19 protein-coding genes and 1 other RNA gene are annotated in these 20607 nt (G+C 56.9%); 14 read left to right on the top strand and 6 right to left on the bottom strand.

Annotated features, from left to right (window positions below; translation table 11 throughout):
• Positions 1–93: 93 nt before the first annotated feature.
• Both ubiH and I6L46_RS04285 read right to left on the bottom strand, forming a co-directional pair.
• Positions 94–1317, bottom strand: a complete 1224-nt coding sequence (gene ubiH / locus I6L46_RS04290) for a 2-octaprenyl-6-methoxyphenyl hydroxylase (RefSeq protein WP_216977464.1) — start codon at positions 1315–1317, stop codon at positions 94–96.
• Between the two features lie 177 nt (positions 1318–1494).
• On the bottom strand, positions 1495–2064 hold the full coding sequence (locus tag I6L46_RS04285) for a UPF0149 family protein (RefSeq protein WP_139411392.1): 570 nt from the start codon (positions 2062–2064) through the stop codon (positions 1495–1497).
• A gap of 173 nt (positions 2065–2237) precedes the next feature.
• On the opposite strand from I6L46_RS04285, the gene zapA reads away from it, so the two are divergent.
• The 3 genes from zapA to I6L46_RS04270 all read left to right on the top strand — a co-directional run bounded on the left by zapA (position 2238) and on the right by I6L46_RS04270 (position 4099).
• Positions 2238–2570, top strand: coding sequence for a cell division protein ZapA (gene zapA, locus I6L46_RS04280; protein WP_005333910.1), 333 nt, complete (start codon positions 2238–2240; stop codon positions 2568–2570).
• A gap of 16 nt (positions 2571–2586) precedes the next feature.
• Positions 2587–2768, top strand: a non-coding RNA gene (ssrS, locus tag I6L46_RS04275) — 6S RNA.
• Between the two features lie 111 nt (positions 2769–2879).
• Positions 2880–4099, top strand: a protein-coding gene (locus I6L46_RS04270; RefSeq protein ID WP_216976789.1) for an IS3 family transposase whose coding sequence is annotated in 2 segments (ribosomal slippage) — positions 2880–3228 and positions 3228–4099 — 1221 coding nt in all. Because the reading frame shifts where the segments join, the coding sequence is not laid out codon by codon here.
• Between the two features lie 173 nt (positions 4100–4272).
• Here the strand turns inward: I6L46_RS04270 and emrD are convergent.
• The 3 genes from emrD to I6L46_RS04255 form a co-directional block, all read right to left on the bottom strand.
• Positions 4273–5469 carry a multidrug efflux MFS transporter EmrD gene (gene emrD / locus I6L46_RS04265; RefSeq protein ID WP_120414003.1) on the bottom strand — a complete coding sequence of 399 codons (1197 nt, stop codon included), beginning with the start codon at positions 5467–5469 and terminating at the stop codon, positions 4273–4275.
• Between the two features lie 262 nt (positions 5470–5731).
• Positions 5732–6394: a glutathione S-transferase family protein gene (locus I6L46_RS04260; protein ID WP_120414002.1), complete on the bottom strand. Its 663-nt coding sequence runs from the start codon at positions 6392–6394 to the stop codon at positions 5732–5734.
• A gap of 168 nt (positions 6395–6562) precedes the next feature.
• Positions 6563–7018, bottom strand: coding sequence for a hypothetical protein (locus tag I6L46_RS04255; protein ID WP_005352991.1), 456 nt, complete (start codon positions 7016–7018; stop codon positions 6563–6565).
• Between the two features lie 199 nt (positions 7019–7217).
• Between I6L46_RS04255 and suhB the strand changes: the two genes are divergently transcribed.
• Positions 7218–8021, top strand: a complete 804-nt coding sequence (suhB, locus tag I6L46_RS04250) for an inositol-1-monophosphatase (protein WP_021230872.1) — start codon at positions 7218–7220, stop codon at positions 8019–8021.
• A gap of 391 nt (positions 8022–8412) precedes the next feature.
• On the opposite strand, the gene I6L46_RS04245 is transcribed toward suhB, so the two are convergent.
• The gene (locus tag I6L46_RS04245) at positions 8413–10044 is read right to left on the bottom strand and encodes a methyl-accepting chemotaxis protein (RefSeq protein ID WP_216977463.1); all 1632 of its coding nucleotides are present in this window, start codon (positions 10042–10044) and stop codon (positions 8413–8415) included.
• Positions 10045–10431: 387 nt separating this feature from the next.
• Here I6L46_RS04245 and I6L46_RS04240 point away from each other — a divergent pair, with 387 nt between their 5' ends.
• From I6L46_RS04240 to I6L46_RS04195, 10 genes are all read left to right on the top strand, one after another.
• Positions 10432–11364 carry a ZIP family metal transporter gene (locus tag I6L46_RS04240; RefSeq protein ID WP_019446013.1) on the top strand — a complete coding sequence of 311 codons (933 nt, stop codon included), beginning with the start codon at positions 10432–10434 and terminating at the stop codon, positions 11362–11364.
• A gap of 168 nt (positions 11365–11532) precedes the next feature.
• Complete coding sequence (gene mtnN, locus I6L46_RS04235) at positions 11533–12225, top strand: 5'-methylthioadenosine/S-adenosylhomocysteine nucleosidase (protein ID WP_216977462.1); 693 nt, start codon at positions 11533–11535, stop codon at positions 12223–12225.
• Positions 12222–13184, top strand: a complete 963-nt coding sequence (locus tag I6L46_RS04230; RefSeq protein WP_216977461.1) for a cobalamin biosynthesis protein — start codon at positions 12222–12224, stop codon at positions 13182–13184. The genes mtnN and I6L46_RS04230 overlap by 4 nt, the downstream gene beginning before the upstream one ends.
• Positions 13185–13221: 37 nt before the next feature.
• Entirely contained in the window at positions 13222–13998 is a 777-nt protein-coding gene (locus tag I6L46_RS04225; RefSeq protein ID WP_216978009.1) for a cobalamin-binding protein, read from the top strand.
• Positions 13999–14120: 122 nt separating this feature from the next.
• Positions 14121–15368, top strand: coding sequence for a flagellin lysine-N-methylase (gene fliB, locus I6L46_RS04220; RefSeq protein ID WP_178378369.1), 1248 nt, complete (start codon positions 14121–14123; stop codon positions 15366–15368).
• A gap of 21 nt (positions 15369–15389) precedes the next feature.
• Positions 15390–16580, top strand: coding sequence for a UDP-N-acetylglucosamine 4,6-dehydratase (locus I6L46_RS04215; RefSeq protein ID WP_042053157.1), 1191 nt, complete (start codon positions 15390–15392; stop codon positions 16578–16580).
• Between the two features lie 9 nt (positions 16581–16589).
• Positions 16590–17732: a LegC family aminotransferase gene (locus tag I6L46_RS04210; protein WP_042053158.1), complete on the top strand. Its 1143-nt coding sequence runs from the start codon at positions 16590–16592 to the stop codon at positions 17730–17732.
• A gap of 2 nt (positions 17733–17734) precedes the next feature.
• Positions 17735–18895 carry a UDP-N-acetylglucosamine 2-epimerase gene (gene neuC / locus I6L46_RS04205; protein WP_216977460.1) on the top strand — a complete coding sequence of 387 codons (1161 nt, stop codon included), beginning with the start codon at positions 17735–17737 and terminating at the stop codon, positions 18893–18895.
• Positions 18892–19965: an N-acetylneuraminate synthase gene (neuB, locus tag I6L46_RS04200; RefSeq protein WP_216977459.1), complete on the top strand. Its 1074-nt coding sequence runs from the start codon at positions 18892–18894 to the stop codon at positions 19963–19965. The genes neuC and neuB overlap by 4 nt, the downstream gene beginning before the upstream one ends.
• Positions 19958–20599 carry an acetyltransferase gene (locus I6L46_RS04195; RefSeq protein ID WP_042053163.1) on the top strand — a complete coding sequence of 214 codons (642 nt, stop codon included), beginning with the start codon at positions 19958–19960 and terminating at the stop codon, positions 20597–20599. Before neuB ends, I6L46_RS04195 begins: the two co-directional genes overlap by 8 nt.
• Positions 20600–20607 lie beyond the last annotated feature (8 nt).

Genomic DNA, 20607 nt, shown 5'->3' with positions numbered 1-20607 from the left:
GCCAGCGAGGGGACGCCCGCAGGCATCACCTCTTTATTCAATAGGTTTTGATCAACGAATGGTGGTCAACAGGTTCCACTCAACAAGTGCTGGCTAGTTGCCGCACACATCAGCGACAAAGCCCAGGGTGCGCGAGGCAAGCGGCGCCTTGAGGCACGGGAATCGCCCCATCAGGGTGAGCGCCAGATTGCGCCCCGCCACCAGCGGATCGTGACCATTGGAGAAGAGCTGGGCCAGCGAAGAGGTGAGCCAGACGGTCTGCTCCTGATCGCGCTGACGCTGCTGCCAGTAGCCACTCAGTACCTTGAAGCTGCCGATATCCTCCCCCTCTGCCAACGCCTTGGCTACGGCGCCGGTAAGCAGGTCGAGATCCCGCATCCCGAGGTTGAAGCCCTGTCCGGCAATGGGGTGCAGGGCGTGGGCGGCATTACCGACCAGCACGGTACGCTGGGCCAGCGGGTAGTCGCAGGCTGTCAGAATGAGCGGATAGACGTGACGCACGCCACATCGCTCGAAGCGGCCGAGCCGCCAGCCAAAGGCCTGCTGCAGACGAGCAAGAAACGCCACCTCATCGAGGGCCATCAGCTCATCCACCTCATGCTGCCCGACGCTCCATACCAGCGAGGAGAGCCCATCCTGCATCGGCAGCAGGGCCAGCGGCCCCCCTTCGGTAAAACGCTCGAAGGCGCGTCCCTCAGGGTCTTGCGCCGTTTTGACCGTGGCGATGATGGCGTGCTGCTCAAAGTCGTGGCGGGTCACCGGCAACTTGAAGTGCTGACGCACAAAGGAGTTGCCGCCGTCTGCCGCCACCAGCAGGCGGGTCTCAATCTGTTCACCGTCCTCAAGGGTGAGGGTCACCTTCTCCTCATCGGGCACAATCTCGCTCACCCGTGCCGGACAACAGACCCGGATATTGGGAGAGGCCGCCATCGCCCGTTGCAGCTCATGACCGGCAGCTGCAAGCTCGATCACCTGGCCCAGCGCGGGCAGGCCGTATTCAGCGGCCGACAGGCGAGCCTGACCGAAGTGGCCCCGATCCGAGACATGAATCTGGGTAATGGGAGCGCAATGGGGGGCAAATAGCGGCCAGAGTCCGCGTCGCAACAGCGCATCACAGGTACCGGCCGAGAGCGCAATGGCGCGGGCGTCGAACCCTGAATGGGTGTGCTGTTCGGGGACGCTTGCCTCCAGCAGCAGGATCTCGAGGGGGGAGCCATCGGATCGGAGCAGGGCCGCCAGCGAGAGGGCCAGCACGGCACCGCTCATTCCACCGCCGACCAAGGTGACATCGACCTGTCGCACATCAGATTGAGACATAAGCTGAGAGGAAGAAGTGAAAAAGGTGGCCTCATGCTATCACAAAGCCGCTGGCCGAATGCGAGGTCACCGGCAAAAAACCGGTTGCGCCTCACAGGGTTAGCCACCACAAGGAAATAAAAAAGAGCGCCATCAGGCGCTCTTGCAGATTCAGTAAGGGTCGCGTTGACCCGCACCTCAATGCAGGGTCGGCGGCACACTCGGGGTATCGGGGCGCTTGCCAAACTCTTCGAAGGCCATCATGACACCCAGTTTGACGTGTTCGTAGAGCACCAGGAAAGAGGCTTCGTTCTCGTCATCTTCCTGATCGAACTCGGCGGAGACCTGAGTGATGCTGGCGATATCCTGGATCATCTCCTGCAGCTCTTCCGATGCGCGGGAGAGCTCCTGCTGCACCACGCCGAAACCGGCCAGAAATGCCTGTGACCAGTCCACCAGCGAATCGATGCGCTCGTCGAGGGGAGCATCATCACTTGGCAGCAGCAGCTCGACGCCCTTCTGGGCCATCAGGCTCTCGACCACATTGTGATAAAGATCGGTCATCACCTGGCGCACCGGGGCCGGCAGGCCGAAACCGTCGTTCACCAGATCGTTGAAATGGGGCAGCCAACTCTTGTCGTCCAGTGCCACACCGCCGCACACCAGACCGCAGATCACACCATGGGCCTCTACTGCGCTGGCCATCAGCTCATGTTGTTCCATGATGTCGGCCACTGCCGCATATTTAAGGGGGTTCGTTTTGCTCATCGAGGATCCGCTCAAAGTTCAGTCAAATTTGCAGAATTAATGGTCAGGATCCTAGCATTCTCCCTCTTGCAGAGCCAGCAAGGCCTTGAAACTTATGCATCTGCGCTATATAGTCCCGCCCAGTTGTCCACGTGGATAAAGGCGGAAATCAGCTCCGCCGTATTGAGGAAGGCATGAGCACAGAGGCCGTAGAAATCGTCATTTTGGGACGTCCCTACAAGGTATCCTGTCCCTTGGGACAGCAGGATGCCCTGCGCCAGGCCGCCGAGCAGCTGACCGACAAGTTGATCGACCTGCGTCAACGCTCCAAAGTCTCCAGCAACGAACAATTGGCTATCATGGCTGCGCTCAATTTCTGTCATGAGCTCTGCCTTGAAAAAGAGAAGAACCACCAATACTCTGAGACCATGGACAAGCGGATCAAGATGCTGCAGCGCACCATCGAAGCGGCCCTGATCGAGCACGGACAATATGGTGATTCCAGCGAAGAGGGGCAACAGCCCTAATCGCAAACCGTTTTAAAATTCCCTGGGATGTTTGTCAGCCGGTTCAAGTCCCCGAGCCGATATTCATACCAAACAGGGGATCTGCCTTCTGGCTATTGCGCATGCTCGGCACGACCGAGAAGCCTGCGGTCAGATCCGATCCCCGCCTTGAACCGACGGTTCAAGGGCCCAAACCGGCAACGGCATCTCGGGGTACCAACAGCAAAAGCCCGTCACCAGCGTGACGGGCTTTTTCTTTGCCTGATGATCAACGAACTGTCCCGTCCTGAATATGGTTTACACCTTTCCCCCCAATAAATGGAGAACCCGATGGGACAAGGTGTGAAACGGACACAGCGCGATTACTCGCTGACTTTTAAACTGGCACTGGTCGAGCAGATTGAAAAAGGCGAGCTCACCTACAAACAGGCTCAGGTGCGTTATGGTATTCAGGGCCGCTCCACCGTTCTGGTATGGTTGCGTAAACATGGTCGGCAAGATTGGAGCCAGGGGGCTTCTGTGCGTGCCGGCAGGAGCATCAACATGCCTGACCCCGACAACCAGACACCCGAACAGCGCATCAAGGAACTCGAGCAACAGCTGGCGCTGATGAGTCAGAAGGCCCAGTTCTTTGAGGCCGTCGTCGATGTACTGAAGAATGACTACGGCGTCTCCATCGTAAAAAAGCGACCCGGCAAGTCCTCTCGCAGCGGCAAGTCGAGAGGCTGACCATTGTCAGGGCTTGCCTGTTTCTGGGGATAAGCCGGCAGGCTTACTACAAGCGCAATCGGGTCGCCGACGAGCGCCATGCCCAAGGATTGCAGGTGGTGCGCTTTGTGCGTCAGGTTAGACTGCGACAACCTCGGGTCGGTACCCGCAAGCTGCATTATCTGCTGCTGGGTCAGGATGATGGCGGGCTCAAAGTCGGGCGTGACAGGCTGTTTCGGATATTGGCCGAGCACCGCTTGCTGGTGCTGCCCAGACGGGCGTATCACAAGACCACCCACAGTTTTCACCGTTTCTACCGTCATCCCAACTTGCTCAAGGCGGGGCCAGAGCAGGTCACGCCGGTGGCCCCGGAGCAGGTCTGGGTCGCAGATATCACCTATCTGCCAGCCAGGAGCGGGCCGCTGTACCTGAGCCTGGTGACGGATGCGTACTCACGCAAGATAGTGGGCCATCACGTGCACGAAGGAATGCATGCCGAATCGGTGGCAATGGCGTTCAAGAAAGCGCTGAAGCAACGACGTGGCGGCGGTGAACTCATCCATCACTCGGACCGCGGCGTGCAGTATTGCTCGGGACTGTATCAATCATTACATGAACGGTACGGGGTGAAATGCTCGATGACGGATGGGTATGACTGTTACCAGAATGCGTTGGCGGAGCGGGTGAACGGGATTTTGAAAGGAGAGTTATTGTTGCAAAGCCCGCAGGATTTGACGCAAGCGCGGGAAATGGTGCGTGAAGCAGTGGATATTTACAACGCGGAGCGGCCGCATCATGCGTTGAAATACAGAACCCCCGATGCGGTGCATAGGGGGTTCTGAGTAGAGAAATGCTAGTTGAAAATGTGTAAACCTATTTCAGGACTAGACACGGAAGTTAACCTCACAACATCGATCACTACATCAAGCTAATGCGATCTCCTAGCCCGTTCTCCGGATAAAACAAAGCCCACCGCTGAGGGTGGGCTTGCTCCAGATGCAAAAAGAGCGGCAGATCAAATTGCCATCTGCTCGTGAGGCGAGCCGTGGTGGCGCAGCCAGACAAAACTCAGCGCCACGATCAGCACCATCAGGGTCATGATGGCCCCCAGAGTCACCTGACCGGTCATCGGGAAACCGGCCGCCAGCAGGGTCACCACACCGGCTCCCAGATTCTGCATCCCGCCGAGAATGGCACCCGCGGTGCCGGCCTGACCCGGGAAGGGCTCGATGGCACAGGAAGTGGCGGTCGGGTAGAGAATGCCACTACCGATGAAGTAGACGGCCGCACCACCGACCAGCGAGGCGGCACTCACCACCCCGAACAACCCCGGCACCAGAATGATGAGAGAACCGAGCGCCAGAAAGGCGATGCCAAGACGCATCAGTTTGCCCTGAGTCAAACGGAAGCTCAGCTTGGCAGAGAGCCAGGCACCGAACAGATAGCCGGGCAGCGGCAGCACGAACAGCACGCTCACGGTACGGGCGCTCAGTTTCAGCACATCGCCCAGCAGCACACCGGCCGCAGCCTCGAACACTGCCAAACCGGCAAAGGTCGCCATCAGGCAAAGCAGGTTGCCCTGAAACTTGGGGTTGCCCAGCACATGGCGATAGGCAGCACCGACGCGCAGCGGCTGACGAGCAGCAGCAGGCAGCGTCTCACCAAACCAGGCCATGATCGCCAGAGTGGCTACGGCACCAAAACCGAACAGGAACCAGTAACCGGCGCGCCAGTTGAACAGCTCGGTCAGCCAGCCACCCAGCACCGGGGCCAGCAGCGGGGAGAAGATCACCCCCATGCTCACCAGACTGTTGGCGCGGTTGAGCTCGGCGCCGTTGTAGCGATCGCGCATCACGGTACGGCTCATGGCGCCACCGGCACCGGTACCCAGCCCCTGAATAAAGCTACCCACCAGCAGGGCGGCAAAATGAGGGATGACCTGAATGATCAGGGTGCCCACCAGAAACACCATCATGCCGACGATCAGCACCGGGCGACGGCCGATACGATCCGACAACGGCCCATAGACAAACTGGGAGAGGCCATAGGGGATCAGGTAACAGGCCATCACCGCCTGCAACTGGCCCGAGGCCACATTGAAGTCCTCCGCCATCATGGGAATGGAGGGAACATAAAGGGTCTGGGTCATCTGGCCCACAGCGACCATCAGAATGGTCAGTAAAAACAACGGATAAAAACTGTGCCGATCCATATCAGTCCCAAAAAATCGAAAAAATGCTGCCGCCCCTCTGGCACAAAATGGCCCAGAGGAATCTGATCACAGAGGCTGTGATGCAATCAAAAACAGTGTTGGAAACAGTAGGCGGGGAGCCCGCCAAGCCACCGCACAGGACGCTTGGTGGTATGTGGGCATCATAGTGATTCAGCTCACAAAAAACGAACGAATCTTTATAATCGGGTTGCCTTAGTTTTTCTAATATTACGGGGCGGCACGCCCCGTCAGCAGTTAAAAATCAACGTGTTACCATATGCTGCGCCTGTTTGATCAGCTCATCGGGCTGCTCCTTGCGTGGCGGTATGGTGATCCCCTTCTGGCAGGCAGGTTTCTCTGCCATGCGATCCATCCAGGCTTGCAGATGGGGCAATCCCTCGATGGAGATACCGCTCCAGTCATAAATACGCACCCAGGGCCAGGTGGCAATGTCGGCGATGCTGTACTCGTCCGCCAGATATTCATGATGGGCCAGATGGCTGTCGAGCACCTCGAACAGGCGGCGCCCCTCCTTCTGGTAGCGTTCGATAGCGGCGGGGATCTTCTCGGGGAAATAGCGGTAGAAGACATTGGCCTGCCCCATCATGGGTCCTACCCCGCCCATCTGGAACATCAGCCACTGGATGGCTTGAGAGCGGCGTTTGGGATCAGCGGGCAGCAACTTGCCTGCTTTCTCCGCCAGATAGATGAGGATGGCCCCCGACTCGAATACGGCGAAATCGTCGTTATCCCGATCGACGATAGCCGGAATACGGCCATTTGGGTTGATGGCGAGAAACTCGGGCTTCTTCTGATCCAGCGCCGAAAGATCGAGAGGAATGACCCGATAGGGCAAACCCAACTCTTCGAGGGCGATCGCCACTTTGAAACCATTGGGGGTCGCGGCGGTGTAAAAGTCGATCATGATTCACTCCTTGTTGGTCATAGCCAGATTGCACGGTTGGAACAGGGTGCAACACCATAGCCGCCTCATCTTGCAACAAGTGACCGGCTCCAGACCATTAAAAAGCGGCGCACCGTAGGCCAAACAAGGCCACGGTGCGCCGCTGGTGCGCTCTGGCAATAGTAGATATTAGTTAATCACGGCGACCGGCTTGCGCTGGCGCAGCATGATCAGGCGGGAAAGCAGCGGGAAGTAGGACTCCAGCTTGCGCAACAGCACCCGGCTGCAGGCAGGCTCGGCCAGCTCCGACTCATCCAGCACGATGCCGTTTGAGACAAAATAGAAACGGGGGTCACGCACATCCGGCCCGCAGACCGTCAGCTCCTTGTCCCCCTTGCGGATCAGCAGCGGCAAGACCGGCAAACCGATCGTCTCATCCTCTCCCCGAGCAAATCCGGCATCCTGCCAGGGCGCATCGCCGTCGATCAGCAGGATCGCCGCCTCCGTCTTGGCCGGTTGCCACTGGGCCAGGGGGGTCACGGTGATGTGGGCAAAGTGATCACCATACTCGGGTGATGACCGCAAGATGGCCAACAGTCCCTCGCTGGCCGCTGACACGTTCTGACTCACTAATGACAAATTCATGGCTCATATCCCTATGCTCATGACAGCCTGTATCCGGCTGCTGGGATAAGACTAGCGCAGATCTGGTCTATATTGGAGCCGTCAAATCTGGCAGTGGTAATCAATTGGTCGTAGGGGGATAACAGTTGCCATCGCACAAAATACTGGTATCATACCGCGTCCTTTTATCCCCCGTTCTTTAACATCCAGTGGTGAACCTATGCATCCGATGCTGAATATCGCCGTGCGCGCTGCGCGCAACGCCGGTCAAGTTGTAGTAAAAGCCTTCTCCCAGCCCGAGAACATTGAGGCTATCCAAAAAGGCAGCAATGACTTCGTGACCAACGTTGACCGTGAAGCCGAAGCGGCCATCATTCACACCATCAAAAAATCTTACCCTGAGCACAGCATTGTTGCTGAAGAGTCTGGTGAGATTGCCGGTACCAATCCGGACTACCAATGGATCATTGACCCACTGGATGGCACGACCAACCTTGTCAAAGGCATTCCGCACTTTGCCGTTTCCATCGCCCTGCGCGTCAAGGGCAAGACTGAACAAGCCGTTGTTTACGATCCGATCCGTGACGAGCTGTTTACTGCTACCCGTGGTAGCGGCGCCCAGCTGAACGGCTACCGCATTCGTGTCGGCAAGGCCAAAGAGCTGGCTGGCACCGTGCTGGCGACCGGCTTCCCGTTCAAGCAGAAGCATCACATCGAGCCTTACCTGAAGATGTTCCAGAGCATGTTCATCGAATGTGCCGACATCCGTCGCTCCGGCTCTGCCGCACTGGATCTGGCCTACGTGGCAGCCGGTCGTGTCGATGGTTTCTGGGAAATCGGCCTGAAACCCTGGGACACCGCTGCCGGTGAGCTGCTGGCAAAAGAAGCCGGCGCCATCGTCACCGACTTCGTTGGTGGCCACAACTACGAAAATTCCGGCAACATCGTGGTTGCCAACCCGCGCGTCCTGAAAGAGATGCTGGGCAAGATCCGCGAAGAGCTGCCGGAGTCTCTGGCCAAATAAGCCAGCCTTCGAGCAGACAGATAAAAAAACCGGCGCAAGCCGGTTTTTTTATTGCTGCGATATCCCCTGACAGGGTCACCGCAGCACACAGCTTATGCTCTCCTCCCCCGCAGCTCACCCCACTCCCATCCTCAAAACAGTTCGTCGCCCTTCTCTCGTTAGCAAACGCGCCTTAACCAACCTTCTTGAATATCACCGCAAACAGACCGGGATAATCATCTGCCCCCCCTGTTTACCCTGACCTTCATCCTCTTGCGAAGAACCCCAACCATCAGGCCTCGTACCCATCGCCGGATAAAAAAACACCCGGCACATGGCCGGGTGTCGTGAGGGCATGCAAAACGCCCCGACTTTTTATGAATGAAGAGGCCGGCGTACGCCAGCCCCTTTATCAGGCGAGGCGGAAGCGGCCGATGGTCTGCTTCAGACCCACCGCCAGCTGGCTCAGCTCCAGACAGGCGCGGGCAGTATGGTCGGCGCCGAGAGCCACCTCGTTGGCGGACTCGTTGATCCGCTCGACGTTGCGGCCCAGCTCGTCGGAGACCGCATCCTGTTCGCCGCAGGCGCTGGCAATCTGGATCGCCATGTCGGCAATCTGGGCGACCGCCTCTTCAATCTGCTGGATGCCGTTGCTGGTCTGCTCGCTCTGATCCACACACTGGCGGATCATCTCGCAGCTCTGGCCAGTCACCTCTTTGGCCTGATTGGCGCGCGCCTGCAGGGTTTCGATGATGGCCACGATCTCGCCGGTCGAGGCCTGGGTACGGCCCGCCAGGGTGCGCACCTCGTCGGCCACCACGGCAAAGCCACGGCCTTGCTCGCCGGCGCGGGCTGCTTCGATGGCCGCATTGAGGGCCAGCAGATTGGTCTGCTCGGCGATGCCGCGGATCACATCCACAACGACGTTGATCTGGGCGGATTCACGCTCCAGCTCGGTCACCAGCGTACCGGCCTGCTCGATCTCCTCGGCAACCCGGGTGATGGCCACCAGCGAGCGCTGCACATCCTGATTACCTTTGCGGGCTAAGGTATTAGCCGCACTGGCAGACTCAGAAGTGTGCTCTGTATTGCCCGCCACATCAGCAACGGTCGCTTTCATCTGGGTCATGGCCGTCGCCACCAGCGAAATCTCTTGCTGCTGGCTCTGAATACCTTTGGCAGACTGTTCGGAAACCGCACTCACTTCGTCAATCGCCGCCCCTAACTGGGTAACCGCAGCCACCACCTCTTCAATCAGACCGCGCAAATTGTCCTGCATCTTGAGAGAAGCTTTGGCCAGCATGCCCAGCTCGTCGCGGCCGATGTGCTGACGCTCCAGCTGATGGGTCAGATCGCCAGCGGCAATGGCGTTGGCCTGAGCAACTACGGCTTGCAGCGGCAGGCAGATCTGGCGAGTCAGGAACCAAGTCATCACCACCATGAACACCAGCAGGGCACCGATGCTCACCATGGCGAAGGTGGTCACCATGCTGACGCTGCCAAGCAGGCTGCCACGGTTCTCTTTGACGAAACCGAGGTTCACCTGGATCAGCGAGTTGACCGCCTGCTCCAGCGCCCCAAAGAGCGGGTTGGAGGCAAACAGCTGGGTTTTGGCCTGATCATGCTGACCCTGCACCAGCAGCATATCAAACTCGTTTACCGAACGTTGATAAGTGAGCCACTGTTGTTTGGCTTGATTAAACACCTGGCGCTCGTTGTCGGCCCCTACGGTCGCCTCGTAGGCACGAAATGCCTCGTCAACCTTGCGAATATTCTCCTGAATACGGCCACGACGGGCCTGCAGGTCGGCAGCATCATCCACCATCAGCAGGGCAAACTGGGCCCGACGTACATAAGAGACGTCGTAGAGCAGGGTTTCGACCGAGAGCACGCTCGGCAAAGTGGAGTCGGTAAAATTCAGCACCCGATCGCGCACGCCGCGCAATTCACTGGAGAGAAAAACACCGAAGACAACGTTGACTGCGGCAATGACCGCAAAAACCACGGCAATCTTTTTGCCGATGGAGAGATTCTTGTAAAACATGATTGGCTGTTGATCCTCAACTGCTGACAAGCAGGTAAACAGTAGCGATCACATCCGTATGAGCTGATCCCGGCCATTCCTGACGGGAGATGGAAGGTTGCGAAAGCGGGGGAAGGACGATTTCGCGAGGCGCGCACTTTATCACAAAATCGCCTAATCCTTCACCAGATTTCACCAAATGAATGCAAGCTGATTTCCTTCACAACCCGACATTCATCACAAAATATTTATAGCGACCAAATCATTTCAAATAGTTAACCGATAAATGCAATCGAGGCAGTGGCATGGACAAGGGGCCATCAACTCGTTGTAATGACCAACATAATCCGATGGCGGAGCGCCATCCCCCTTCGTTGTAACCATTTGCTGTAACAAGAGGCCCTGTTTATGGATAACAGCTCGTATCTGCCCGCTTCAACCTGGTCTGCCCAGCTGCGTGAACAACTGCAGGCGCGGCCACTTACCGCCCTCGGTCTCTTTATCGCGCTGGCTGCCGTCTTGTTGCTGCTGTTGCAGAGTCTCATCATGCTCGCTACCGGCGAGGTGACCAGCGGCGTGCGCTACGGCCTGATCGGTGGTGCCGCCGGGTTTGCCGCCACCGCCATCGGCGCCCTGCCCGCTCTGTTTCTGCGCTCGGTACCGCAAAAGGTAGAGGACACCATGCTGGGCTTTGCCGCCGGCATGATGCTGGCGGCCAGTGCCTTCTCCCTGCTGTTGCCGGGGCTGGAGGCCGCCGAGGGGATCACCGGCAACGGCTTTAGCGCCGCTGCCGTGGTGGTGGTCGGCATGACCCTCGGGGTGCTGTTGATGCTGGGACTTGATCAGTTCACCCCGCACGAACATGACAAAACCGGCCCCTGCGGCCCCGGCCACGAGAGCTGCTCCCGGGTCTGGCTGTTCGTCTTTGCCATCGCCCTGCACAACCTGCCGGAGGGGATGGCCATCGGGGTGAGCTTCTCCCAGGGGGATATGTCGGTGGGGCTGCCGCTCACCACCGCCATCGCACTGCAGGATATTCCGGAAGGACTGGCGGTGGCGCTGGCCATGTGCGCCGCCGGTTTTCGCCCCTCGGTGGCGGTGCTGGTTGCCATCGCCAGCGGCCTGCTCGAACCGGTTGGCGCCCTGCTCGGGGTAGGGCTTTCCAGCGGCCTTGCCATCGCCTACCCCATCGGACTTGGGCTCGCCGCCGGCGCCATGCTGTTTGTGGTCTCGCACGAGGTGATCCCGGAGACCCACCGCAACGGTCACCAGACCTATGCCACCCTCGGCCTGATGGCAGGCTTTGCCCTGATGATGACCCTCGACACCGCGCTCGGCTAAAGGCCCCCCTCCTATCTCATCAATGCTTTTTGTCACCTGCGGCGCTCCCATATGGAGCGCCGCGCTTCATCTCTCCTTTCGCTTGTGCCTCTCGGCGCCGACGCCATCTTTTGTTATGATCTACAGCAACTTAAATTCAGCCACACGGCTATCAAGACGAGGTCAGCAATGAAAGTAGGTATTATCGGCGCCATGGAGCAAGAAGTGGCCCTGCTGCGCAGCCAGATGAGCAACCCGACCCCCCTGCAACTGGGCGGCTGCGAGTTCTATCAAGGGATGCTGGCAGGCAAAGAGGTGATCCTGACCCGCTCCGGTATCGGTAAAGTCGCCGCCAGCGTGGCCACCAGCCTGCTGTTGGAAAAATTTGCCCCCGACTGCGTCATCAATACCGGCTCTGCGGGCGGCTTTGCCCAGGACCTGCACATCGGTGATGTAGTGATCGCCAGCGAGATGCGTTTCCACGATGTGGATGTGACCGCTTTTGGTTACGAGATGGGCCAGATGGCGCAGCAACCCGCCGCCTTCCCCTGCGACGAGAAGCTCATCGCGGTCGCTCAGGATTGCATCGCCGAGCAGGGCAAGCACCAGACCAAGGTTGGCCTTATCTGCACCGGTGACCAGTTCATGTGCAAACCGGACGCCATCGCCAAGGCTCGCGCCGACTTCCCGCAGATGCTGGCGGTCGAGATGGAAGGTGCCGCCATCGGTCAGGTGTGCCACATGTTCAACGTGCCCTATCTGGTGGTGCGCGCCATGTCCGATATCGCAGGCAAGGAACAGGTTGAATCCTTCGATGCTTTCATCGAGGTGGCCGGCAAGCACTCCGCCGAAGTGATTATCAAGATGCTCGGCAAACTGTGATCGAAACGGGCTCGCTTGATTTGATGGCCGACGCCCTCCTTTCGACGACGGCGGCCATTCTGGTAGGTGCGTCCCTGCTGGAGGCGGTGATCCCGTGGCCATCCCATCTGCGTCTTTCGGCCGTCACGCCACTGCTGACCCGGCTGGGTCACAAGGTGCACAGAGCCGATGGCACGCCACGCCAGCAGCTGCAAGCAGGTATGCTGGCGATGCTGGTAGTCTGGCTCCCCTGCGCTGCCGGGCTCTGGTCGCTGCGCAATCTGGCCCTGAGCGAGCCGCTCTTCGACCTGCTGTTCCTGCTGCTGATGCTCGAATCCCGTCCACTGCGCGAACTCGCCCATGCCACCCGCTCGCTCGCCACGCAGGAGACCCTGCCGCTGGCGAGATTGCAGTCAGCCCCCTGGCTCAAACGGGAGACAGGCAAACTCTCGGCCATGGGACTCGCCAAAGCGGTGACGGAGAGCTGCGCCCTGCGTCTGGTCGGCCAATGGGCTGGCCCGCTGCTGGGATTTGCTTTGGCTGGCGTACAGGGCGCCCTGCTCTGGCGGCTGGTGCAGCTGATGAACCTGAGCTGGAGTCGCAAAGATCCCGCCTTCGACCACTTTGGTCGCGCCGCCAGCGCACTGTATCAGGGGCTCAATGCCTCCGTCATTTTGCTGCTGGGGCTGCCACTGCTGGCAAGCCGCCTCAAACAGGCTGCACAGCTGCTGCGAAGTGGCGCGCTCTGGCCCTATCCCGCCATGGGGATGCTGCTCACTCTGCTGGCAGACAAGTGCCGGATCCGCCTTGGTGGCCCTCGCTACTATCAAGGGGCTCTCCAGCGCTGGCCCGTCATCGGCACGGGTGCTGAGCCAGATAGCGAGACACCGCGCAAGGTGCTCAACATTCTGCAAGGGTGCGGCTGGGGCTGGTTGATACTGGCGCTGGTTGTCACGGTAGCGGGGTTATTTCATGGGTAGTTTGTTGCACTTGCCTATCTGGCTGCCCTGCGTGCTGATGGCCTGGTTGCCCGGTGCGCTGCAGGCAGCCACTCCGAGCCGGGTGGTGAGCGTGGTGCCCCATCTTACCGAGCTGCTTTATGACATCGGTGCCGGTGACAAGCTGGTCGCCATCGACGATGCCTCCGATTATCCCGCCGAGGTGAAAACCAAGCCCAAGGTAGCCAATTATCGCAGCATCAATGTGGAGGCCCTGCTGGCGCAAAAGCCGGACTTGATCCTCGGCTGGCGCTCGGCCCAGTCTCGCATGCTGGCCCCGCTGGAACAGCTCGGGATCCCGATCTTCTACTCGGAGCCTACCGATTTTGCATCGCTGGCCACCGAGATGCGGGCGCTGGGCAAATTGCTGGGTGTGGAAAAGAGTGCTAACGAGGCCGCCGAGCGCTATCTGGCGCGCCTGCATGAGCTACAACAGCGCTATGGCCAACCAACCGGCGTCAAGGTGTTCTACCAGCTCTGGTACCCTCCGCTCACCAGCGTCAGTGGCAATGCCTGGCCTGCTCAGGCCATCGAATTCTGCGGCGGGATCAACGTCATGGCGAATGCCAAGACCCCCTACCCTCAAGTGGACATGGAACAGGTGATCAGAGCAAACCCCGCGCTGATCCTGGCAGGGAGTCAAGATCCTGACGCCCTGCGTCACTGGCGAAAGTGGCCAAATCTCGACGCGGTGCAGCATCAGCGACTCGATTTGATCAACTCGGATGAGCTGCACCGGTTTACCTCCAGAACCTTGAACGGTGTAGAGTCGATGTGTCGTATGATCCATTACTGACGCAACATCAGCCACCACTGTTTCGCAGGAACAACCACAGGAAAAACAGGCTCTGGATTCATCATGGTACTAAACTTGCTAGGTTACAGCGTGTAACCTTAGCTCAAAAATGGACTTATAAAATGACCAAATCGCCCCCTGCTCATCAGTTTGTTCCGGTTTTTTTCAAAAATTTCCAGTGTATTGGCGATAAGTGTGAAGACACTTGTTGCAGAGGGTGGAACATAAGTATTGATAAAAAAACCTATCGCACCTATTCAAGTCATCCAGACTTATGGCTTCGTACAGAAACGATGAAGCATATTCAGAAAGTGAAGAAAGATGATCATAACTGGGGGCAAATTATCTTAAATGAGGAAGGATATTGCCCGTTTCTATCTGATGGCTGGTGCCAAATTCATAAGGAAGCAGGAGTCGATGCGTTAAGCAATACCTGTCGTAGCTATCCACGGGTTGAAACCCGCTTTGGCGACAATCTGAAATTGAGCCTGACACTCTCCTGTCCCGAGGTGTGCCGTCAAGTGTTACTCAATCCTGATGCCATGGCCATGGAGGTTCAACCATTCAAGGGATTCTACAAGACACAATTGATATCTGAGCAAGTAGAAAACTACCATCTTTTTTCAATCGATATTCTTTTGACACAAGGAATAAGTATTGAAGAGAAATTGTGGATCATTGGTTTAATGTTACATCGAAGCGAAGATAGCCTACCCAATCAGCAATTTCTAGCACAAATTGGGAATTTGATAGACAGTGGTGAATTGCACAATGCCTTCTTGCAAATTCCTTACTTAGATAAACTACAATGGTGGGCCTTACATCACCTCACACAGTTACAATTACTGAGCAACCAGAAAAAAGGTCGCCGAGGTAGAGTAGTCATAAATTACTGCTTGCATAAAATAAAGGAATTATTTTCTGATGATGGTGACATCACCCATCTCACGAAAATACATGATGTTTGGCATAAAGAAGTTGAGCCTTTTTTGAACGCTCATCCACATATAATGCAAAATTATCTGGTTTACTATGTCTACCATCATAACTTTCCACTTGATCCTGATCTTACTCCCCAACAGTGTTATCAATTGATGATTGCAGATTATTTCCTGCTGCGTAGTTATCTCTGTTTGATAGCCATGTCAGGCCCTCTTACAGTACAGGATGTCACAAATTTATTGTATAGTTATCACTGCGTCAGAATGCATAACAAAGAATTTGAAAAAGCTATGGCTATAGGTCTGAATCAGTATGGCAGCAATAACGATGTATCTCTTTATGCATTGCTTAATACGACGCCCCCTTCAATGATGGCGAACCGTAAAGAGCAAAATGATGCTAGCGCAGATAACGATAGACAAAATTAACTATTTGATTCGGGAGATCAAATGATATCTTCTCTGGCACTACTAGGTCGCTCAGCATCACTTTTTGAGCAAGATGTTGCTGAATGTCAGCATACGTTAAATGATGTTGTTGCCAAGTCACGATTCTTAGTGCTTGGTGGTGCGGGTTCGATTGGCCAAGCAGTTACCAAAGAAATTTTTAAAAGAAATCCGGTAACGTTGCATGTTGTCGATATCAGTGAAAATAATTTAGTAGAACTAGTGCGAGATATTAGAAGCAGCTATGGCTATATTAATGGTGACTTTAAAACATTCGCACTAGATATTGGTTCTATTGAATATGATGCATTCATTGAATCTGATGGTGCTTATGATTATGTTCTAAATCTTTCTGCTTTAAAGCACGTGCGTAGTGAAAAAGACCCGTTCACATTAATGCGGATGATTGATGTGAACGTTTTTAATACCGACAAAACAATTGTTCAAGCTATCTCTGCTGGTGTCAAAAAATACTTCTGTGTCTCGACTGACAAAGCAGCCAATCCAGTTAACATGATGGGGGCGTCCAAGCGCATCATGGAGATGTTCCTGATGCGCCGCAGCGAACAGATTGCCATTTCAACCGCGCGCTTTGCCAACGTGGCCTTCTCCGATGGTTCCTTGCTGCATGGCTTCAACCAGCGTTTGCAAAAGCGTCAGCCCATCGTCGCCCCCAGCGACATCAAACGCTACTTCGTGACCCCCCAGGAGTCCGGTGAGCTGTGCCTGATGTCCTGCATCTTTGGTGAGAACAGGGATATCTTTTTCCCCAAGCTCAGCGAATCCCTCCACCTGATTACCTTCGCCGAAATTGCCGTGAAGTATCTGGAGCAGCATGGTTACAAGCCGTATCTGTGCAAGGACGAGGATGAAGCCAGGGCCTTGATGGCGAGCCTGCCTGAGCAGGGGATGTGGCCCTGCCTCTTTACCGAGAGTGACACCACGGGTGAAAAAGACTTCGAAGAGTTCTTCACCGACAAGGAAGTGCTGGATATGGCCCGGTTCGAGAACCTGGGCATCATCAAGAATGAACCCTCATATCAGAATGATCTGCTCAACTATTTCGAGCAGACCATTGCAGCCATGAAAACAAAACGCGCCTGGGACAAGAAAGAGATCGTCGAGTTGTTCTTCGCCATGATCCCGGATTTTGCTCACAAAGAAACGGGCAAGTATCTCGACGGCAAGATGTAAGGAGTCGGTATGCATACTCAATTGATACGTTTTATTCGTGATACCTATAAAACCGATGACTTCATCCCTCTTCACGCCCCGACCTTCGCCGGCAATGAGCGTCAATATGTGCTCGATACCCTTGAAAGCACCTTCGTTTCCAGTGTCGGTGCCTATGTTGAGCAGTTCGAGCAACAAATAGCCACCTTTACCGGTTCAGCCCGTGCCGTTGCCACCATGAATGGCACGGCGGCGCTACATATCGCGCTCTACATGGCAGGTGTGCAGAGCAGCGATCTGGTGATCACCCAGCCCCTGACCTTTGTGGCAACCTGCAATGCCGTCTATCACATGGGCGCAGAACCCGTGTTCGTTGATGTATCACGCCAGAGTCTAGGGCTCTGCCCCGTTGCCCTGGCCAACTGGCTGGAAGAGCATGCGTCTCGCACCGAGACAGGTGCCATTCACAAGGCAAGCGGACGCCGCCTCAAAGCCGTCGTGCCCATGCACACTTTTGGTCATCCGGTTGAACTCGATGAACTGCTGGCCGTATGCGAGGCCTGGGGCATCGCCCTGGTGGAAGATGCTGCCGAGAGCCTGGGTTCCTACTACAAAGGCCAACACACGGGAACGCTGAGTGCGTTTTCCGCCCTGAGTTTCAATGGCAACAAGATCATCACCACGGGGGGTGGTGGCATGGTGCTCTGCCAGAATGCCGAACAGGGGGCGCGCACCAAGCACATTACCACCACCGCCAAGGTGCCCCATCCGTTCGAGTTCTATCATGATGAACCCGGTTTTAACTACCGGATGCCCAATCTGAATGCGGCCCTCGGATGTGCCCAGATGGAAGCCCTGCCGCAATTCCTGGCGCAAAAGCGGGTGCTTGCCATGCACTATGCGGAGTTCTTCAAGGGACAGGCATGCAAGTTTGTGACCGAGCCTTCTTATGGACGCTCCAACTACTGGCTCAATGCGATTGTCTGTGAAGATCAAACCCAGCGGGATACGTTGCTGACCGAGCTGAACAAGGCTGATGTCATGACCCGGCCTGTATGGAAACTGATGCATCGCCTGCCCATGTTCTCTCATGCCTTGCGTGGAGAATTGAGCAATGCCGAGTGGCTGGAAGCCCATCTTATTAACCTGCCCAGCTCGCCTGTCGAGGTCTGAACATGGCCAACACCATTGCCGTCTTTACCGGTACTCGCGCCGAATACGGGCTGCTCTATTGGTTGATGAAAGACATTGCCGCGGATCCCGACCTCGAGCTAAAGCTGATCGTCTCGGGTACGCACTTGTCCCCCGAGTTCGGCCTGACCTATCAGCAGATAGAGCAGGATGGCTTCAAGATCGATGAGCGCATCGAGATGCTGCTCTCCTCCGATACCTCTGTGGGTGTGGTCAAAAGCATGGGCGTGGCCTTGCTCGGGCTGGCAGATGCGCTTGCGCGTCAGCAGCCGGATGTGCTGGTGATCCTGGGGGATCGCTTTGAAGCGCTGGCGGCCGCCCAGGCGGCCATGTTGCAACGCATACCTGTTGCTCACCTTCATGGTGGTGAGATAACCGAAGGAGCCTATGATGACGCCATCCGCCATGCCATTACCAAGTTGAGCTACCTGCATTTCACGGCTGCCGAGCCCTATCGACAGCGCGTCATCCAGCTGGGTGAAGCACCTGAGCGGGTGTTCAATGTAGGCGCCGTCGGTCTGGACCACATCATCAAGACACCACTGCTGTCCATGGACGAGCTGCAATCCTCTCTTGGGTTTACGTTGGACTCACCGTTCTTCGTGGTGACCTATCACCCCGTGACTCTGGCCGATGAACCGGCCAGAGAGAGTTTCAGTGCCTTGCTGGCGGCGTTGGATAACTATCCAGACCATCAGGTCATCCTGACGTACCCGAATGCAGATGACGGTGGTCGAGCCATCATTCCATTGCTTGAGCAGTATGCGGCAGCCAATCCTGCACGCGTGCTGGCCATCCCGTCTTTGGGTTACAGACGTTACCTGAGCGCGGTGAAACACTGTGCCGCCGTGATCGGCAACTCGTCGAGCGGCATCATTGAAGTGCCTTCTCTGGGTGTCCCGACCATCAATATCGGCCAACGCCAACAAGGGCGCTTGGTAGCGAAGAGTGTGCTTCATTGCGACGCGAAGGCTGAGGCCATTACGCAATGCATTGCCAAGGCCTTGCAGCCTATGGGCCCGGATGCTTATGTCAATCCTTATGGTGCAGGGGACGCCAGCGGCCAAATCGTGGCACGCCTGAAGCATTTTGCCCCCGCCACCCTCAAACAGTTCCATGATCTCGACAGGAGTCCGTCGCCATGATCCGCATAATCGCCGAAGCCGGCGTCAACCATAATGGCGACGAAGCACTCGCCGTGGCACTGATCGATACAGCCCACCGGGCAGGCGTCGATGTCGTCAAGTTTCAGACCTTCAAGGCGGTCAATCTGGTGACCCGCCAGGCCAAGCAGGCAGCTTATCAAACCGCTAACACCGGCAAGGAAGAGAGCCAGATTGCCATGCTCTCCCGCCTTGAGCTTTCGTTCGATGCCCATCTTCGTCTGATCGCCCATTGCGAGTCTCTCGGTATGACGTTTCTGTCTACCGCCTTCGATACCGAGAGCCTGGACTTTCTGGTGAACCGGTTGAAGTTGCAGACCCTCAAGATCCCGTCCGGGGAACTGACCAATGCGCCTTTCGTACTGGCCCATGCTCGCACCGGTTGCGAGTTGATCGTCTCGACCGGTATGGCCACGTTGGCAGAAGTGGAGGCGGCCCTGGGGGTGATAGCCTTCGGATTGACCGCGCCGCAGGATGCGCAGCCCGGTGAGGCCGCCTTCATGGCTGCCTATGCCAGCGAGGCTGGTCAGGCCGCTCTTGCCAACAAGGTGACCCTGCTGCATTGCACGACCGAGTATCCGGCGCCCATGGTGGATATCAACCTCAAAGCCATGGATACCCTGTCGCACGCCTTCCGGTTGCCGGTCGGTTATTCGGATCACAGCCAGGGCATCACCATCCCGGTGGCGGCAGTCGCCCGTGGAGCCTGCCTCATCGAGAAGCACTTCACGCTGGATCGCAACATGGAAGGGCCTGATCACAAGGCTTCTCTTGAACCCGATGAACTGGCCGCCATGGTGAAAGGGATCCGCGATGTGGAGCTGGCACTGGGAGACGGCATCAAAGGGCCTCGCCCGAGCGAGATCAAGAACAAGGAGATCGCTCGCAAGAGCCTGGTGGCTGCCTGCGACATTGAGGAGGGCGCCATCCTCTGTGCCGACAACCTCGCCATCAAGCGTCCGGGTGACGGCATGAGCCCCTATGCCTACTGGCAACTTCTGGGACAACCTGCGAAACAGGCTTATCAGTCAGGTGAACTGATCCGTGAATAAACCGGTCATTGTCCTCGGGGCAGGCGGACATGCCTCGGTGCTGGTCGACATGCTGCGCAGCCAGGGAGTGGTTCCCCTCGCGCTGGTTGCCCCCATAGCTGATGCACCGCGTGCCGCGCTGGCAGGTATTCCCCTCTGGCATGATGAGGAGATACTGACCCATCTCCCGGATGAGGTGGAGCTAGTCAATGGTATCGGCTCCCTGCCGGGCAACCCGTTGCGGGCAGAGTTGTTTGCCCGTTATCGCGCTCTTGGTTACCGCTTTGCAAGCGTAGTCAGCACTAAGGCCATGGTCTCTGATTACGCCGTGCTGGAAGAGGGGGTCCAGGTCATGGCGGGAGCCATCATTCAAACTGGTACCCAAATAGGTGCCAACAGCATCATCAATAGCGGTGCCATCGTGGATCACGACTGCCATCTGGGTGATGACAACCACGTCGCACCAGGTGCGGTGTTATCCGGCGGTGTGGTGACGGGTGAGAGAGTCCATATCGGTACGGGATCTGTCGTGATCCAGGGCATATCAATTGGCTCTGATGCAGTGATCGGGGCTGGCGCTACACTGACGCGCCCTCTCGGAGAAAAGCAGATTGCATACGTTGCCCGGGGCAGCGTGGTGTCTATCAAGCAGTAAAGGATGGA

Origin of the sequence: Aeromonas sp. FDAARGOS 1416, assembly GCF_019048085.1 — a bacterium.
GTDB lineage: Bacteria > Pseudomonadota > Gammaproteobacteria > Enterobacterales > Aeromonadaceae > Aeromonas > Aeromonas veronii.
Note: the sequence above shows the minus strand (reverse complement) of the source record. Positions and strands in the feature narration are given on the sequence as shown.

Bases quoted from the DNA above. Each gene is read 5' to 3' on its own strand.
- zapA (WP_005333910.1), top strand. From the start codon at position 2,238: ATGAGCACAGAGGCCGTAGAAATCGTCATTTTGGGACGTCCCTACAAG.
- fliB (WP_178378369.1), top strand. From the start codon at position 14,121: ATGACCAAATCGCCCCCTGCTCATCAGTTTGTTCCGGTTTTTTTCAAA.
- I6L46_RS04285 (WP_139411392.1), bottom strand. From the start codon at position 2,064: ATGAGCAAAACGAACCCCCTTAAATATGCGGCAGTGGCCGACATCATG.
- I6L46_RS04225 (WP_216978009.1), top strand. From the start codon at position 13,222: ATGGCCTGGTTGCCCGGTGCGCTGCAGGCAGCCACTCCGAGCCGGGTG.
- neuB (WP_216977459.1), top strand. From the start codon at position 18,892: ATGATCCGCATAATCGCCGAAGCCGGCGTCAACCATAATGGCGACGAA.
- I6L46_RS04245 (WP_216977463.1), bottom strand. From the start codon at position 10,044: ATGTTTTACAAGAATCTCTCCATCGGCAAAAAGATTGCCGTGGTTTTT.
- I6L46_RS04210 (WP_042053158.1), top strand. From the start codon at position 16,590: ATGCATACTCAATTGATACGTTTTATTCGTGATACCTATAAAACCGAT.
- I6L46_RS04260 (WP_120414002.1), bottom strand. From the start codon at position 6,394: ATGATCGACTTTTACACCGCCGCGACCCCCAATGGTTTCAAAGTGGCG.
- I6L46_RS04240 (WP_019446013.1), top strand. From the start codon at position 10,432: ATGGATAACAGCTCGTATCTGCCCGCTTCAACCTGGTCTGCCCAGCTG.
- I6L46_RS04215 (WP_042053157.1), top strand. From the start codon at position 15,390: ATGATATCTTCTCTGGCACTACTAGGTCGCTCAGCATCACTTTTTGAG.
- neuC (WP_216977460.1), top strand. From the start codon at position 17,735: ATGGCCAACACCATTGCCGTCTTTACCGGTACTCGCGCCGAATACGGG.
- emrD (WP_120414003.1), bottom strand. From the start codon at position 5,469: ATGGATCGGCACAGTTTTTATCCGTTGTTTTTACTGACCATTCTGATG.
- ubiH (WP_216977464.1), bottom strand. From the start codon at position 1,317: ATGTCTCAATCTGATGTGCGACAGGTCGATGTCACCTTGGTCGGCGGT.
- mtnN (WP_216977462.1), top strand. From the start codon at position 11,533: ATGAAAGTAGGTATTATCGGCGCCATGGAGCAAGAAGTGGCCCTGCTG.
- suhB (WP_021230872.1), top strand. From the start codon at position 7,218: ATGCATCCGATGCTGAATATCGCCGTGCGCGCTGCGCGCAACGCCGGT.
- I6L46_RS04255 (WP_005352991.1), bottom strand. From the start codon at position 7,018: ATGAATTTGTCATTAGTGAGTCAGAACGTGTCAGCGGCCAGCGAGGGA.